At 73.8% G+C, this 13,216-nt stretch carries 13 protein-coding genes; 9 read left to right on the top strand and 4 right to left on the bottom strand.

The features are described from left to right. Positions 1 to 188: 188 nt before the first annotated feature. The 5 genes from ilvA to E9549_RS14920 all read left to right on the top strand — a co-directional run bounded on the left by ilvA (position 189) and on the right by E9549_RS14920 (position 6,496). Entirely contained in the window at positions 189 to 1,403 is a 1,215-nt protein-coding gene (ilvA, locus tag E9549_RS14940; protein WP_236827337.1) for a threonine ammonia-lyase, read from the top strand. 148 nt (positions 1,404 to 1,551) lie between these two features. After that, positions 1,552 to 2,553: an ATP-binding cassette domain-containing protein gene (locus E9549_RS14935; protein ID WP_236827336.1), complete on the top strand. Its 1,002-nt coding sequence runs from the start codon at positions 1,552 to 1,554 to the stop codon at positions 2,551 to 2,553. Continuing rightward, positions 2,550 to 3,356: an ABC transporter permease gene (locus E9549_RS14930; protein ID WP_236827335.1), complete on the top strand. Its 807-nt coding sequence runs from the start codon at positions 2,550 to 2,552 to the stop codon at positions 3,354 to 3,356. The genes E9549_RS14935 and E9549_RS14930 overlap by 4 nt, the downstream gene beginning before the upstream one ends. A gap of 23 nt (positions 3,357 to 3,379) precedes the next feature. Beyond that, positions 3,380 to 5,437 carry a M3 family metallopeptidase gene (locus E9549_RS14925; RefSeq protein WP_236827334.1) on the top strand — a complete coding sequence of 686 codons (2,058 nt, stop codon included), beginning with the start codon at positions 3,380 to 3,382 and terminating at the stop codon, positions 5,435 to 5,437. 132 nt (positions 5,438 to 5,569) lie between these two features. Continuing rightward, complete coding sequence (locus tag E9549_RS14920; protein WP_236827333.1) at positions 5,570 to 6,496, top strand: DUF5996 family protein; 927 nt, start codon at positions 5,570 to 5,572, stop codon at positions 6,494 to 6,496. 11 nt (positions 6,497 to 6,507) lie between these two features. On the opposite strand, the gene E9549_RS14915 is transcribed toward E9549_RS14920, so the two are convergent. Both E9549_RS14915 and greA read right to left on the bottom strand, forming a co-directional pair. Then, a complete protein-coding gene (locus E9549_RS14915) occupies positions 6,508 to 6,840 on the bottom strand; it encodes an RNHCP domain-containing protein (protein ID WP_236827332.1) in 333 nt (110 codons plus the stop codon). Between the two features lie 7 nt (positions 6,841 to 6,847). Then, positions 6,848 to 7,351: a transcription elongation factor GreA gene (greA, locus tag E9549_RS14910; protein ID WP_236827331.1), complete on the bottom strand. Its 504-nt coding sequence runs from the start codon at positions 7,349 to 7,351 to the stop codon at positions 6,848 to 6,850. Positions 7,352 to 7,599: 248 nt separating this feature from the next. On the opposite strand from greA, the gene mca reads away from it, so the two are divergent. From mca to E9549_RS24230, 3 genes are read left to right on the top strand one after another with little or no spacing between them, the layout of a single operon-like run. Next, a complete protein-coding gene (mca, locus tag E9549_RS14905) occupies positions 7,600 to 8,487 on the top strand; it encodes a mycothiol conjugate amidase Mca (protein WP_236827330.1) in 888 nt (295 codons plus the stop codon). Next, entirely contained in the window at positions 8,484 to 8,807 is a 324-nt protein-coding gene (locus E9549_RS14900; RefSeq protein WP_236827329.1) for a hypothetical protein, read from the top strand. The genes mca and E9549_RS14900 overlap by 4 nt, the downstream gene beginning before the upstream one ends. Positions 8,808 to 8,861: 54 nt before the next feature. Continuing rightward, positions 8,862 to 9,668, top strand: coding sequence for a discoidin domain-containing protein (locus tag E9549_RS24230; protein ID WP_236827328.1), 807 nt, complete (start codon positions 8,862 to 8,864; stop codon positions 9,666 to 9,668). A 58-nt stretch (positions 9,669 to 9,726) separates the two neighbouring features. Here the strand turns inward: E9549_RS24230 and katG are convergent, their stop codons facing one another. Next, positions 9,727 to 11,946, bottom strand: a complete 2,220-nt coding sequence (gene katG / locus E9549_RS14890; RefSeq protein WP_236827327.1) for a catalase/peroxidase HPI — start codon at positions 11,944 to 11,946, stop codon at positions 9,727 to 9,729. Further along, positions 11,943 to 12,407: a Fur family transcriptional regulator gene (locus E9549_RS14885; protein WP_236827326.1), complete on the bottom strand. Its 465-nt coding sequence runs from the start codon at positions 12,405 to 12,407 to the stop codon at positions 11,943 to 11,945. The genes katG and E9549_RS14885 overlap by 4 nt, the downstream gene beginning before the upstream one ends. Before the next feature lie 189 nt (positions 12,408 to 12,596). Between E9549_RS14885 and E9549_RS14880 the strand changes: the two genes are divergently transcribed. Next, positions 12,597 to 13,166, top strand: coding sequence for a hypothetical protein (locus E9549_RS14880; protein ID WP_236827325.1), 570 nt, complete (start codon positions 12,597 to 12,599; stop codon positions 13,164 to 13,166). Positions 13,167 to 13,216 lie beyond the last annotated feature (50 nt).

Raw genomic sequence — 13,216 nt, 5'->3', positions numbered from 1 at the left:
GGGGGAGGGGGTTGCCGGTGCGGGGGTGTCCGTCACCTCAGCCACGGTACGACGACTGTGCTGCCTGTCGGCCTCCGGACGGCACCGCGACCGGTTTCCGTGCCCCGGCTGCGCTCCGGGCCCACTCGGCGCGACAGGCCCGGTGAGGTCGGCGTCGCAGGACCCTCGGCGCTGCGATGATCTCCGACATGTCGGTCCCCCTGGTCACCGGTGCCGACGTCGCCGCGGCGGCCGAGCTGCTCGCCGGTGTCGTCCGCCGCACCCCGCTGGAGCACTCGCGCGGGCTGGCCGACCGCGTCGGCGGCCCGGTGTGGCTCAAGTGCGAGAACCTCCAGCGCACCGGCTCGTTCAAGATCCGCGGCGCCTACACCCGGATCGCGCGGCTGACCGACGAGGAGCGGGCGCGCGGCGTCGTCGCCGCCAGCGCGGGCAACCACGCCCAGGGGGTCGCGCTCGCCGCCCGGCTGCTCGGCGCGGAGGCGACGGTCTACATGCCCGAGACCGCGCCGCTGCCGAAGGTGGCGGCGACGCAGGCCTACGGGGCGCGCGTCGAGATGTGCGGGCAGTCGCTCGCCGAGCCGCTGCGCGCCGCCGCCGAGCACGCCGAGCGGACCGGGTCGGTGTTCATCCACCCCTTCGACCACCCCGACGTCATCGCGGGGCAGGGCACCGTCGGGCTGGAGGTGCTCGAGCAGTGCCCGGAGGTCGCGACGGTCCTGGTCTGCGCCGGCGGGGGCGGCCTGGTCTCCGGCATCGCGGCGGCGGTCAAGGAGCGCCGCCCCGACGTCCGCGTGGTCGGTGTGCAGGCCGAGGAGGCCGCCGCCCTGCCCGGCTCGCTGGCCGCCGGCCGGCCGGTCGCCCTGCAGAGCATGTCCACGATGGCCGACGGCATCGCCGTCCCCGCGCCGGGCGACCTGACCTTCGCGCACGTCCGGGGGCTGGTCGACGAGGTGCGCACGGTGAGCGAGGAGGACCTCTCCCGCGCCCTGCTGTTCTGCCTGGAGCGCGCCAAGATGGTCGTCGAGCCGGCGGGGGTGGCCGCGGTCGCCGCCGTCCTGGCCGACCCGCGCGCGTTCGAGCCGCCCCTGGTGGCCGTCGTCTCCGGCGGCAACATCGACCCGGTGCTGCTGCTCAAGGTCGTGCAGCACGGCATGGCCGCGGCCGGCCGCTACCTCTCGCTGCGGCTGCGCATCCCCGACCGCCCGGGCTCGCTGGCCGCCCTGCTCACCGAGCTGGCCGCGGTGGGCGCCAACGTGCTGGAGGTCGAGCACGAGCGGACGGCGACCCGGCTGGGCATCGGCGAGGTGGAGGTCTTCGTCGTCCTGGAGACGCGCGGGCCCGCGCACGCCGGCGAGGTCATCGGGGCGATGCGCGACGCCGGCTACGCCGTCACCCCGGAGTAGCTCCCCGACCCACCGACGAGCCGCGCGGCGCCCGCCGGTCCTGGGTCTGCGTCCCGCACCTGGCGGGACGCAGGCGGAGGGGCGTGCGCGTGGACGCGATCGGGAAAAGCAGCGGAGACTGTCGGCAGGCGGGCCTAGGGTCCGGGGCATGACGGACGCCATCGTGGTCGAGGGGCTGGTCAAGCGCTACGGAGCGACGACAGCGCTCGACGGTGTGGACCTGACGGTCGCCGAGGGCTCGGTGCTCGGGCTGCTCGGCCCGAACGGCGCGGGGAAGACGACGGTGGTGCGGATCCTCACCACCTTGCTCCTCGCCGACGAGGGGCGGGCGGAGGTGGTCGGCCTCGACGTCGTGCGCGACGCCGACGACGTGCGCGCGTCGATCGGCCTCACCGGCCAGTACGCCGCCGTGGACGAGTACCTCACCGGGTTCGAGAACCTCGAGATGGTGGGCCGCCTCTACCACCTGCCCAGGGGCGAGGCCCGTGCCCGGGCGGGGGAGCTGCTCGAGCGGTTCGACCTCACCGACGCGGCCGGCCGGCCGGCGAAGACGTACTCCGGGGGCATGCGGCGGCGGCTGGACATCGCCGCCTCGCTGATCAACCGGCCCCGGGTGCTCTTCCTCGACGAGCCGACGACGGGGCTGGACCCGCGCAGCCGCCTGGCCATGTGGGAGTTCATCGCCGAGCTCGCGGACGGCGGGACCACGATCCTGCTCACCACCCAGTACCTCGAGGAGGCCGACCGGCTGGCCGACCGGATGGTCGTCATCGACCGCGGCCGGGTCATCGCCCGCGGCACCGGTGACGAGCTCAAGGCCCAGGTGGGCGGTCAGCGGCTGGAGTTCACGCTGGCCCGGGCGGTCGACCTGGTCGAGGCCGGCGAGCGGCTGCGCCCGCTGGCCGTCGACCAGCCGCGCTCGGACGAGCAGAGCCGCCGGCTGAGCCTGCCGGTGCGCGGCGGCACCGAGGTGCTGGCCGAGGCGCTGCGCCGGCTGGAGGGCAGCGGGGTGGAGGTCCTCGACGTCGGGCTCCGCCGTCCCGACCTGGACGACGTCTTCCTGACCCTGACCGGCCACGCGGCCGAGGACGTCCCAGCCGCCGATGAGACCGCCACCGACCCGGTGCCCGCTGCAGGAGGATCCCGGTGACCACGCTGGCCATGGCCGTCTCCGACAGCCTCACCATCACCCGCCGCAACCTCATCAAGGTGAAGCGGGTGCCCGACCTGATCGTCTTCGCGACGCTCTCGCCGATCATGTTCGTGCTGCTGTTCCGCTACGTCTTCGGCAGCGCGATCCCCGTGCCCGGCGGCCTCAGCTACGCCGAGTTCCTCCTGCCGGGGATCTTCGCCCAGACGGTGGTCTTCGGCAGCACGATCACCGGCGCCAGCCTGGCCGAGGACCTCCAGAAAGGCCTGATCGACCGGTTCCGGTCGCTGCCCATGGCCCGTTCGGCGGTGCTGGTCGGGCGGACGGTCGCCGATCTCCTGCTCAACGTGCTGACCATCGGGGTCATGATGATCACCGGTCTGCTCGTCGGCTGGCGGGTCAACACCTCCGTCGGCGAGGCGGTGCTCGGGGTGCTCCTGCTCCTGACCTTCGCCTACGCCATGTCCTGGGTCATGGCCCTGGTCGGGCTGCTCGTGCGCACGCCGGAGGTCGTCAACAACGCGAGCTTCATCGTGATCTTCCCGATCACCTTCATCGCGAACACCTTCGTGCCGATCGACAACTTCCCGTCGGTCCTCAAGACGTTCGCGGAGTGGAACCCGGTCTCCGCGGTGGTCCAGGGTGCCCGCGAGCTGTTCGGCAACGTCGTGCCCGGGGCCCCCGAGCCGCAGGGGTGGGCGCTGCAGAACCCGGTGCTCTACGTCTTCATCTGGGTGGCCGTGTTCCTGGCGATCTTCGTGCCGCTGTCGGTCCGGCAGTACCGGCGGACGGCCGGTCGCTGACGGCCGCTGTCTAATGGCACGCGATGAGCACCGCTGAGGCACTCCCCGCCGACAACCCGCTGGCCACCACCTCCGAGCTGCCGTTCCGGCTCCCCCCGTTCGCCGAGATCACCCTCGAGCACTGCCGGGAGGCGCTGCTGGCGGGGATGGCCGACCAGCGCCGGGAGGTGGACGCGCTGCTGGCCTGCGCCGAGGAACCGACCTTCGAGAACACCATCGTCGCCCTGGAGCGGTCCGGTGCGCTCCTGGACCGCGCCTGGTCGGTGTTCGGCAACCTGTCGTCGTCGGTCGCCACGCCGCGACTGCGGGAGATCGAGCGGGAGATCGCACCGCTGGCCGCGGCCCACGACGACGCCCTCCGGCTGGACCCGGCGCTGTTCGCCCGCATCGACGCCGTGCACGCCGCCCGGGAGACCGCCGGCCTCGACGCGGAGCAGGCGCGGCTGGTGGAGCGGTACCACCTCGACTTCGTGCTCGCCGGCGCCCGCCTCGACGGCGCGGGGCGAGCTCGCCTCGGCGAGCTCAACCAGCAGCTCTCCGAGCTGTCGACGACGTTCGGGCAGAACCTGCAGCTGGCCACCGAGGCCGCGGCGGTGCGGGTGGCCGACGCCGCGGAGCTCGACGGGCTGGACGAGGAGGAGGTGGCCGCCGCGGCCCGTGCGGCCACCGACCGCGGGCTCGAGGGGTACCTGCTCACCCTCGTGCTGCCCACCGGCCAGCCGGTGCTGGCCAAGCTCCGCGGCCGGGAGCTGCGCCGCCGGGTGTTCGAGGCCTCGGTGGGCCGGGCGTCCGCGGGCGAGCACGACAACCGCCCCGTCGCCGAGCGCATCGCCCGGCTGCGGGCCGAGCGGGCCCGCCTGCTGGGCTTCGCCACCCACGCCGACCTCGTGCTGGCCGACTCCACCGCGCGCACGACCGCCGCCGTCGACGCGATGCTGCACGCGATGGTGCCGGCCTCGGTGGCCAACGCCGAGGCCGAGGCGGAGGCGCTGCGCGAGGTGGCCGCCCGCGACGGCGTCGAGCTCGCGGCGTGGGACTGGGCCTTCTACAGCGAGCGGGTGCGCGCCGAGCGGTACGCCGTCGACACCACGGCGCTGCGGTCGTGGTTCGAGCTGGACCGGGTGCTGGTCGACGGCGTGTTCCGGGCGGCCGAGCTGCTCTACGGGTTCCGCTTCACCCCGCGGCCCGACCTCGCCGGCTACCACCCCGACGTCCGGGTCTGGGAGGTCGCCGATGCCGACGGCGCGGAGGTCGGGCTCTACCTCGGGGACTTCTTCGCCCGGGAGGGCAAGCGCGGCGGCGCGTGGATGAGCTCCTTCGTGCGCCAGTCCCGGCTGCTGGGCACCCGGCCGGTCGTCGTCAACAACCTCAACGTCACCCGCGCACCGGCCGGCCGGCCCACGCTGCTCACCCTCGACGAGGTGACCACCCTCTTCCACGAGTTCGGCCACGCGCTGCACGGGCTGAGCTCGGCGGTCACCTACCCCCGCTTCGCGGGCACCGCCGTGCCGCGCGACTTCGTCGAGTTCCCGAGCCAGGTCAACGAGATGTGGGCGCTCTGGCCCGAGGTGCTCGCGCACTACGCCCGCCACGCCGACACCGGGGAGCCGCTGCCGGCCTCGGTCGTGCAGGCCATCGACGCCGCCCGGTTGTGGGGCGAGGGCTTCGGCACGCTCGAGTACCTGGCCGCCACCCTGCTCGACCAGGCCTGGCACCGGCTGACCCCGGAGACCGAGGTGGGGGACCCCGTCGAGTTCGAGCGGGCGGCCCTCGCCGGGGCCGGCGTGGCGTCCGAGCTCGTGCCGCCGCGCTACCGGACGACCTACTTCCAGCACGTCTTCGCCGGGGGCTACTCGGCCGGGTACTACTCCTACATCTGGTCGGAGGTGCTCGACGCCGACACGGTGGAGTGGTTCAAGGAGAACGGCGGGCTGCGCCGCGAGAACGGGGACGCCTTCCGGGAGCGGCTGCTCGCCGTCGGCGGATCGGTCGACCCGCTGGAGGCCTTCCGCGCCGTCCGTGGCCGCGACGCCGACCCGGTGCCGCTGCTGCGGAGGCGCGGGCTGGCGCCGGTCGGCTGACGCCGCCGCGGCGCCGCAGGTGGATCCGGCCCTCCGGCGCGGCGGCGCGGGGCGGGAGCCGCGACCTCGTCAACGGCACCGGCATGCGCGACACTGCTGCCGCCGGCGACCGTCCCGTGGAGGTGTGCCGCGATGGAGCTCTTCCCCCCGATCCCGTACGCGGGGTGGTCGGACACCCTGGCGACGGTGCACCGGTTCGCCCAGGTGGTCGGCCGGGTGCGGTTGCTGGGGAGCCCCCGGCGCAACCACTGGTGGAACGTGCCCTTCCACCTCACCGGCCGCGGCATCACCACCCGGCCGATGGGGCTGGACCCCACCTTCGCCGTCGACCTCGACCTGGTCGACCACCGCGTCGAGATCAGCACGGTCGAGGGGCGCCGGGCGTCCTTCGGCATGGCCGGGCGGTCGGTGGCGTCGTTCCACCGCGAGCTCCAGCACGCCCTGGCCGCCGCCGGGCTGCACGGGATCGACATCGCCGGGGCCCGCCCGTTCGACCTGCCGGACGCCGACCGGCCGTTCGCCGAGGACACCGAGCACGCGAGCTACGACACCGCGGCGGTGACCCGGTACTGGCAGGTCCTCAGCCAGGTGAACGTCGTCCTCGAGGAGTTCGCCGGCCGGTTCTCCGGCAAGACGAGCCCGGTGCACCACTTCTGGCACACCTTCGACCTGGCGGTGACGCGGTTCTCCGACCGCGTCGTCCCACCGGCCGAGGGCACCGACCCGGTGACCCGGGAGGCGTACTCCCGGGAGGTCGTCAGCTCCGGGTTCTGGTTTGGGGACGAGTCATTCCCGGATCCGGCCTTCTACTCCTACACGGCCCCGGAGCCCGCGGGGCTGGCCGAGGCCGAGCTGCCCTCCGGCGGGTACTGGCTGGAACGCCGCGGCAGCCACCTGGCCGTCCTGCCGTACGACGCGGCACGCTCGGCCGCCGACCCGAAGGCGGCGGTCCTGGCCTTCTTCGAGGCGGCGTACCGGGCCGGTGCCACGCGGGCCGGGTGGGACGTCGAGGGACTGGCCTGCCGCGACGGCGTCACCGATCCGGTGATCCGGGGCTGAGCGGCGGGCGGTCAGAGCCAGGGGAGCGAGAGCACCAGGTCCAGGTCGTCGGGGGCGTCGCCGTCGCGGACCAGCCGGTTGGGCTGGCGGTGGCCGCACGCGGTGCAGCGGTGGACCACCTGCCAGCCCTTGCCCGACTTCTCGACCAGCCCGATCGGCTCCATGGGCTGCCGGCACCGGCTGGCCCGGTCACCGGGCAACTCGTCGACGTGCAGCGACCACAGGCAGTACGGGCAGTGGTTGCGGTAGTGGCCGTCGGTGTTGGCCGGCACCGGTGCCGTGCAGTGCACGCAGGGGAAGCCGGTGTTCTCCGCCCGCCGGGAGCGGGCGCGCGGCGCGCTCACGTGCCGGTCAGGGGACGAACGGCTCGACCGCGACGACCTCGACGGTGATGTCCTTGCCGTTCGGGGCCTGGTAGGTGACCGAGGTGCCGGGCGCCGCGCCCATGATCGCCGAGCCGAGCGCCGACTCGGGGGAGTAGACCGTGAGCTCCGTGGTGCCCGCGATCTCCCGCGACCCGAGCAGGAACTTCTCGGTGTCGTCGTCCCCGGCGAACCGGATGGTGATGACCGTGCCGAGGGCGGCGTCCGTGGCCGTCTTCGGGGCGTCGCCGACGCGGGCCTTGCGCAGCAGGTCGGTGAGCTGGCGGATCCGGCCCTCCTGCTTGCCCTGCTCCTCCTTGGCGGCGTGGTAGCCGCCGTTCTCCTTGAGGTCGCCCTCCTCGCGGCGGGCGTTGATCTCGGCGGCCATCGCCGGGCGGTTCGCCACCAGCTGGTCGAGCTCGGCCTTCAGCCGGTCGTGGGCCTCCTGGGTGAGCCAGATGCCCTGGTCCTGCTCGTCAGTGGGGGTGGACACGTGGGGTACTCCTGAAAACTCGGGAGGCCGCCCCCCGTGCGGGAGCGGCCGTCGGTCGAACGGCCAAGCTAACACCGCGGCGGGGCCTGCCGCACCGCTGCGACGGCCCTCGCCGGTGGTGGCACGGTAGCCCGCCGGTGCGTGACGGACGACACGTTCCGCCCGGACGGGTGGCTGACCTGCGGGTCTCCGGCGACGCCCGGGTGGGCGTCCGCCACCACCGCCGCCCGGCGAGGGACACTGTGCGCGTGACCGATCCCGACCAGTTGCGCCTGCTCGCCGTGCACGCCCATCCGGACGACGAGTCGAGCAAGGGCGCCGCCACGATGGCGAAGTACGTGGCCGAGGGTGCCCGCGTCCTGGTGGCCACCGCCACCGGGGGCGAGCGCGGCTCGGTGCTCAACCCGGCGATGGACCGGCCCGAGGTGTGGGAGCGGCTCCCGCAGATCCGGGTCGAGGAGATGGCGCGCGCCCGCGAGATCCTCGGGATCGAGCAGGAGTTCCTGGGCTTCGTCGACTCGGGCCTGCCGGAGGGCGACCCGCTGCCCCCGCTGCCCGACGGGTGCTTCGCCCTGGTGCCGGTCGAGGAGGCCGCGGCGCCCCTGGTGGCGCTCATCCGCCGGTTCAAGCCGCAGGTGATGACCACCTACGACGAGCGCGGCGGCTACCCGCACCCGGACCACATCAAGACCCACGAGATCTCGGTGCACGCCTTCGAGGCGGCCGGCGACCCCGACCGGTACCCCGAGCTCGGCGAGCCGTGGCAGGTCAGCAAGCTCTACTACCACATGAGCTTCACGCTCCCGCGCACGAAGGCGCTGCACGAGGCGATCCTCGCGACCGGTGCGGAGTCCCCGTACGCCGAGTGGCTGGCCAACTGGGACCCGGCGCACGACATCTCCCACCGGGTCACCACCCGCGTCCCGTGCGCCGAGTACTTCCCCGTCCGCGACGCGGCGCTGATCGCGCACGCCACCCAGATCGATCCCGAGGGTCGCTGGTTCGCCTGCCCGGTGGAGACCCAGCAGCAGGTGTGGCCCACCGAGGACTACGAGCTGGCCCGCTCGCTGGTCGGCACGCCCACCCCCGAGGACGACCTGTTCACCGGCATCCGCAGCGAGGTGACCGCCCGATGACCACCACCACCGCCCTGGACCTGCTCGTCCTCGCCCAGCAGCAGGCGCCGCAGGACGTCGGCAAGTCCGGCCCGTTCGGGCTGCTGCTGCTCGTGCTGCTGCTCGTCGCCAGCGCCCTCCTGGTCAAGTCGATGAGCGGCCACCTGAAGCGGCTGCCGCGGAGCTTCGACGCGGACGATCGCGAGCCGCGGGTCGTCGTCCCGGACTCGCCGGCCGGCCTCGAGGAGGACCGCGAGCCGGGTCAGGAGCTGCTGGACACCCTGCGGCGGGCGCCGCTGGCCATCGAGGCCCCGCGCCGCGACGAGGGCGACCGGAGCTGACCCGGCGGGCCCGCGCGCCGGAACGCGTTCCCCGGCCGGGCCGTTGACGGGGGCGTGACCCCCGTCGTCCGCAGGCTGCTGCCGGCGCCCCTCGCCGTCGTCGTCCTGGCCGGGTGCGGCGGTGAGCCGGCGTCCGGCGGGCCGGCGGTGCTCCCGGCGGAGCAGGTCTTCGCCGAGGCGCCGGTCGTGCTGCCCGACCCGTCGGGGACGTCGGCGACGCTGCAGGTCACCACCGGGATCGACATGGCCTGCGCGGTCGTGTTCGGTCGCGACGAGTCCCTCGGCGAGGGGATCGCCACGGATTCCGACATGGGCGGTGGCGCCCATGCGGAGCACCGTGCGGTGATGCGGGGGCTCCAGCCCGGCACCGAGTACTTCTACCGGGTGCAGGGCTCCGGCGCCGACGGCCGGCTCTACCGCAGCGGGCTGATGAGCTTCCGGACGCCGGACGCGGAGGCCCCCGAGCCGCCGGGGGAGAACGCTGCGCTCGGTGCCGCGGTCGCCGACGTCAGCTCCGAGTTCTCCGGGGCCTTCGCCGCGGGCAACGCCGTGGACGGCGATCCCGCCACGGAGTGGTCCAGCGACGGCGACGGCGACGACGCGTCGATCACCCTCGACCTCGGGCGGGCCGTCGACGTCGTGGGGCTGGCCCTGCGCAGCCGGTCGATGGGCGATGGCACCGCCGTCGTCGAGACGTTCACCGTCACCGTCGACGGCGGGCCGACCTACGGGCCGTTCGGGGCGGGAGGGACCGTGGTCCTCGACGACGCCGTCACCGGCCGCATCCTGCGGATCGACGCGGAGACCACCACCGGCGGCAACACCGGCGCCGCCGAGATCGAGGTCTACGAGGCGCCCTGACCCGCACGCGCGGACGCCCCGGCCCGCACGAGGCGGGCCGGGGCGTCTGCGGAGCGGATCAGGCGTGCAGGTCGAAGCGGTCGAGCTCCATGACCTTCACCCACGCGGCGACGAAGTCCTGGACGAACTTCTCCTTCGCGTCGTCGGCCGAGTACACCTCCACGATCCCGCGCAGGATCGAGTTGGAGTTGAACACCAGGTCGGCCGCGGTGGCCGTGCGGACGACGGTGCCGTCGGCGTCCAGGCCCTCGTAGACGTCCTCGGCGTCCGCCGAGGTGCGCCACTGGATGCCCAGGTCGAGCAGGTTCCGGAAGAAGTCCTGGGAGAGGACCCCCGGCCGGTCGGTGAAGACGCCGTGCTGCACACCGCCGGTGGTGGCGCCCAGCACGCGCAGCCCGCCGACCAGCAGCGTCATCTCCTTGGCCGTGAGCTCGAGCATGTAGGCCCGGTCGACGAGCAGCGTCTCCGGCTGCAGCTTGCTGCCCGGTGCGATCCAGTTGCGGAAGCCGTCGGCCCGCGGCTCCAGCCAGCGGAAGTTGTCGACGTCGGTCTGCTCCTGCGAGGCGTCCGTGCGGCCCGGGTGGAACGGCACGGTCACCTGCACGCCGGCGTCCGCCGCCGCCTTCTCCACCGCGGCCGAGCCGCCGAGGACGATGAGGTCGGCCAGGGAGACCTTCTTGCCGGTCTCGGACTCGAACGACTCCTTGACCTGCTCCAGCACCGGCAGCACGTCCTGGACACCCGCGTTGACCGCCCAGCTGATCTGCGGCTCCAGCCGCAGCCGGGCGCCGTTGGCCCCGCCGCGCTTGTCGGTGCCGCGGTAGGACGCGGCGGCCGACCAGGCGGTGTGCACCAGCTGTGGCACGGTGAGGCCGGAGGAGAGCAGCCGCTGCTTGAGGTCGGCGATCTCCGCCTCACCCACGAGCTCGTGGTCGACGGCGGGCACCGGGTCCTGCCAGATGAGGTCCTCGGCCGGGACGTCCGGGCCGACGTAGCGGCTCTTCGGGCCCATGTCGCGGTGCAGCAGCTTGAACCAGGCGCGGGCGTACTGGTCGGCGAAGTACTCGGGGTCCTCGTAGAACCGCCGGGAGATCTCGCGGAAGCCCGGGTCCTTGATGAGGGCCAGGTCGGTGGTGGCCATCATCGGCGGGTTCTTCTTGCCCTCGATGTGCGCGTCGGGGACGAGCTCCTGCGCCTCGGGGTTCGACGGCTTCCACTGCTTGGCGCCGGCGGGGCTCTCGGTGAGCTCCCACTCGTAGCTGAACAGCATCTCGAAGTAGGTGTTGTCCCAGGTGGTCGGCGTCGGCGTCCAGGCGCCCTCGAGGCCGCTGGTGATCGTGTCGGCGCCCTTGCCGGTGCCGTGCTGGTTGATCCAGCCGAGGCCGTTCCCGTGCACCGGGCAGCCCTCGGGCTCGGGGCCGACGAGCTCCGGGTTGCCGGCGCCGTGCGTCTTGCCGAAGGTGTGGCCGCCGGCGATGAGGGCGACGGTCTCCTCGTCGGTCATCCCCATGCGGCTGAAGGTGACGCGGATGTCGTGCGCGGAGGCGACCGGGTCGGGCTGGCCCTTCGGGCCCTCCGGGTTGACGTAGATCAGGCCCATGGTGACGGCGGCGAGGTGGCCCTCGTCGAGGTCCAGCGGCGCGTCGTCGGCGTAGCGCTCGTCGCCGAGCCAGGTGTCCTCGGGCCCCCAGAAGACCTCCTCGGGCTGCCAGGTGTCCTCGCGCCCGAAGGCGAAGCCGAAGGTCTGCAGGCCCATGTCGTCGTGCGCGACGTTGCCGGCCAGCACCAGCAGGTCGGCCCAGGAGAGGGCGCGGCCGTACTTCTGCTTGACCGGCAGCAGCAGCCGGCGGGCCTTGTCCAGGTTGGCGTTGTCCGGCCAGCTGTTCAGCGGGGCGAAGCGCTGGGCGCCCTGGCCGCCGCCGCCGCGCCCGTCGGCGATGCGGTAGGTGCCGGCGGCGTGCCACGACATGCGGATGAACAGCGGCCCGTAGTGGCCCCAGTCGGCCGGCCACCAGTCCTGCGAGGTGCGCATGACCTCGACGACGTCGCGCTTGACCGCCTCGACGTCCAGCGCGGCGACCGCGGCCTTGTAGTCGAAGTCGCCGAGGGGGTCGGAGTCCTTCGAGGGCTTGTTCAGCACCGACAGGTCGACCTGGTTGGGCCACCAGTCCCGGTTGCTCTGGGGACGGCGGTTGGTGACCTGCGTCGGCGACGGGATCGCCGGGTTCTCGCTCTCGCTGGTGCTGTCGGTGACGACCTTGTTGGTCTCGTCCTTCACGGTGTGCCTTCCTCGGGATGGGCGGATCGGTCAGCGGGTCGGGCGGTGGCGCAGGCGGGGCAGCGGCCCCAGAAGACGACCTCGGCCTCGTCGACCACGAAGCCGGCGTCGTCGGACGGGGTGAGGCAGGGGGCGGCGCCGACCGAGCAGTCGACGTCGACGATGGCGCCGCAGTCGCGGCAGACCAGGTGGTGGTGGTTGTCGCCCACGCGGGCCTCGTACCGGGCGGCCGACCCCTGTGGCTGGATCCGCCGCACGAGGCCGGTGTCGGTGAGGGCCCGCAGGACGTCGTAGACCGCCTGGTGGGAGACGGCGCCCAGCCGCTCGCGGGCGGCGGCGATCAGGGCATCGGTGTCCAGGTGCGGGTGCGCGTGGACGGCGTCCAGCACCGCCAGTCGCGGGCGGGTGACGCGCAGGCCCACGGCGCGCAGCTCGCGGCCGAGTTCCACGGAGTCGGGCACGGGGACATCCTGACGCCTTCTCTGGAACGAATCCAGTCTTTCCTCGGGAGACTTCCGCGACGTGCGTCGCGTTCGTCCGCTCTCGGCGCAACTCCGACCGTCGCCGCGAGCGTTGTTCTGTGCTTACGCTGCAACCGTGTAATCAGAGCGAACCGGGAGGTCGCCATGCACGGACATCGTTTCGCCGACATGCCCCTGGGGCCAGGGTTCGGCCGGGGCCGCGGACGCGGGCCGCGGGGACGGGGGCAGGACGTCGCACCCCCCGTCGACCGGGCGGAGGTCGCCGGCTGGTTCGCCGGGCGGCTGCCCGACGACTGGTTCACCGGCCCCGTCGAGCTCACCATCGACCGCGACGAGATCACCGTCGTCGGCACCCTGGCGGAGCCGTCGGCCGGTGAGGGTGACGCCGATGCAGCCCGGGCCGGCCGGATCGAGCGGTTCCGCGAGGAGACGCGGGGTCGCCGGATGGCCATCGCCGACGCCGCGCAGGAGCGCTACGGCCGCTCGGTGGCCTGGGGCGCGGCCTGCGGGGAGACCCGCCGGCTCTTCACCCACGCGTCGGTGCCGGTGATGACGCGCCTCCGCCAGCCCGAGCGGCTGGTGCTCGACACGCTCGTGGACGCCGGGGTGGCCCGCTCCCGGTCGGAGGCGCTGGTCTGGGCGGTGCGCCTGGTGGGCCGGCACGCCGACGACTGGCTGACCGAGCTGCGCGAGGCCATGGCGTCGGTCGAGGAGGTCCGCGGCCGGGGTCCGCAGTAGCAGCGGGACCCCTCCCCCCGAGGCCCCGCACACCCGTCCGGGGCCTCGGG

It is taken from the genome of Blastococcus sp. MG754426 (assembly GCF_021699055.1).
Lineage (GTDB): Bacteria > Actinomycetota > Actinomycetes > Mycobacteriales > Geodermatophilaceae > Blastococcus.
Note: the sequence above shows the minus strand (reverse complement) of the source record. Positions and strands in the feature narration are given on the sequence as shown.

What these genes read in the sequence shown, in the direction of transcription:
- ilvA (WP_236827337.1), top strand. Translation starts at nt 189, where the DNA reads ATGTCGGTCCCCCTGGTCACCGGTGCCGACGTCGCCGCGGCGGCCGAG.
- E9549_RS14935 (WP_236827336.1), top strand. Translation starts at nt 1,552, where the DNA reads ATGACGGACGCCATCGTGGTCGAGGGGCTGGTCAAGCGCTACGGAGCG.
- E9549_RS14925 (WP_236827334.1), top strand. Translation starts at nt 3,380, where the DNA reads ATGAGCACCGCTGAGGCACTCCCCGCCGACAACCCGCTGGCCACCACC.
- E9549_RS14920 (WP_236827333.1), top strand. Translation starts at nt 5,570, where the DNA reads ATGGAGCTCTTCCCCCCGATCCCGTACGCGGGGTGGTCGGACACCCTG.
- E9549_RS14900 (WP_236827329.1), top strand. Translation starts at nt 8,484, where the DNA reads ATGACCACCACCACCGCCCTGGACCTGCTCGTCCTCGCCCAGCAGCAG.
- E9549_RS14880 (WP_236827325.1), top strand. Translation starts at nt 12,597, where the DNA reads ATGCCCCTGGGGCCAGGGTTCGGCCGGGGCCGCGGACGCGGGCCGCGG.